Source organism: Rhodoluna sp. (assembly GCF_049276775.1).
Classification (GTDB): domain Bacteria; phylum Actinomycetota; class Actinomycetes; order Actinomycetales; family Microbacteriaceae; genus Rhodoluna.
The window spans coordinates 1-1,733 of record NZ_JBASXC010000124.1; the positions used below are offsets into that span (position 1 = coordinate 1).

The 1,733-nt window shown below is 52.3% G+C and carries 1 protein-coding gene, 2 rRNA genes and 1 pseudogene; all 4 read right to left on the reverse strand.

Annotation, left to right across the window (positions count from 1 at the left end; all coding sequences use genetic code 11):
- Positions 1–194 (reverse strand): annotated as a pseudogene (locus tag WAO31_RS07150) (HAD-IIA family hydrolase); the annotation flags it as partial.
- Positions 184–1,158: a hypothetical protein gene (locus WAO31_RS07155; protein ID WP_509591930.1), complete on the reverse strand. Its 975-nt coding sequence runs from the start codon at positions 1,156–1,158 to the stop codon at positions 184–186. The pseudogene WAO31_RS07150 and the gene WAO31_RS07155, both read right to left, overlap by 11 nt.
- 64 nt (positions 1,159–1,222) lie before the next feature.
- Positions 1,223–1,339: ribosomal RNA gene (rrf, locus tag WAO31_RS07160) — 5S ribosomal RNA — on the reverse strand.
- 92 nt (positions 1,340–1,431) lie between these two features.
- Positions 1,432–1,733, reverse strand: a 23S ribosomal RNA gene (locus tag WAO31_RS07165); the annotation flags it as partial.

Here is a 1,733-nt window from a genome sequence, read left to right on the forward strand (position 1 = left end):
AAACCTCTTAGTTGCTCTGCGATTGTCTCCGGTTTGCGAGAGGAGTTATTGGTGACGTAGCCAACCGGAATACCCTTGTCACGAATTGCGGTAATCGATTCCACGGCATCGACGATTGCATTCTCGCCAGCGTAGATAACCCCATCTAAATCGAGTAGCAAAGTTTGAAACTCGTTGAAGACCTTAGCGGCCACGCGGTGCTCCCCTTCTGGTGGGGCCTGGCCCTTCAAATCCCCTATTGCCTTTGCCAAAGCCTCGGTTCTCAAACTGCTTTCTCTCGAACGGCGGACGCGGCTTCGAAGCCGGGTCAATTCTTGGTCGATCAGTAAGTTTTGGAATCTTTATTTCCTCGATTACTTCGACTACATCCTCGGGTTTTCCAGCAAGCGCAACCTCGGCACGCTCGGCCAAATCTGCCCACTTTCTGGCATCTTCTGTTCTGCCCAATACCTCCAGAGTGTTGGCGTAGGCGCGGAAAAGCGGCGGCGAGTAGTCAAAGACCTTGGCTGGGTTCAGCTCTGGAATCTCAAGCTCCGAGAGAGCAAGCTCGTTCTCGCCGAGGTCAAGCCTTGCTCCACTGGCGGCAATCGCCAGGTTGACTCGAACTGCCGGGGTAAGTTTTTTTCTGTCTGCTTCTCTAGCCATTTTTAGTGCCCTATCTGGTCGGTTCATGCCTCGCTCGGAATCAACAATCAACGGCAACTGATCATTCGAGCCTGAAATTCTGCGGTGAGCTAATAGCTCACGCAGAGCTAATGGGTAATCTCCCACCGTATAAGCGGTTACCCCAACTGTTTCCCGAACTACCGCTATTCGACCAGCCCGTCTGGCTGCCGAGAGTGCGTGCTTGTGGGCAAGTTCTGGATCCTGCTCAATCAATAGTGACACCATTGCCAGGTGTCTTGCGACCATCTCGGCGTTTTCAGCAGTGAGGGTCTTTAGCTGAACCCGCACAACGAGATCAACGTCGTTTGGTGTTATCTCCTCCGGGATTATGGGAGATTTTTCTCGATTTGGATCACGTTGCATTTCAACGCGCTGTTGCCATATCGGGCGCTCACCCTCGACGCGTCTTTGACCGCGACCCGCAGGAGCGTCTCTTTCAGATCTCCTGGCTGGACGCTCTGGGCGTGATCGCCTCTTGTCGTCGTCAGTCATGATCTAATTCTTCCCTTAAATGAAGATAGCCACCAATAAATTGGTGGCTATCTCCTTAAATTAAGTCCGGCGGTGTCCTACTCTCCCACAAGGTCACCCTTGCAGTACCATCGGCGCAGGAGGTCTTAGCTTCCGGGTTCGGAATGTAACCGGGCGTTTCCCCTCCGCTATGGCCGCCGAAACACTATTGAGTTATGTTACATCGACACACGTGAAGTGTGTTGGTTGGTTCCCATACCTCGGGAACCACATAGTGGACGCAAGCAAAAAGTTGTTATCAAGTAGTTGGCTTATTAGTACCGGTCAGCTCCATGGGTCTTTAGTCCCCACTTCCACATCCGGCCTATCAACGCAGTAATCTAGCTGCGAGCCTCTCGACTAAAAGTCATGGAAATCTCATCTTGAAGCAAGCTTCCCGCTTAGATGCTTTCAGCGGTTATCTTTCCCGAACGTAGCTAATCAGCGGTGCTCCTGGCGGAACAACTGACACACCAGAGGTTCGTCCATCCCGGTCCTCTCGTACTAGGGATAGGTCTTCTCAAATTTCCAACGCGCGCAGAGGATAGAGACCGAAC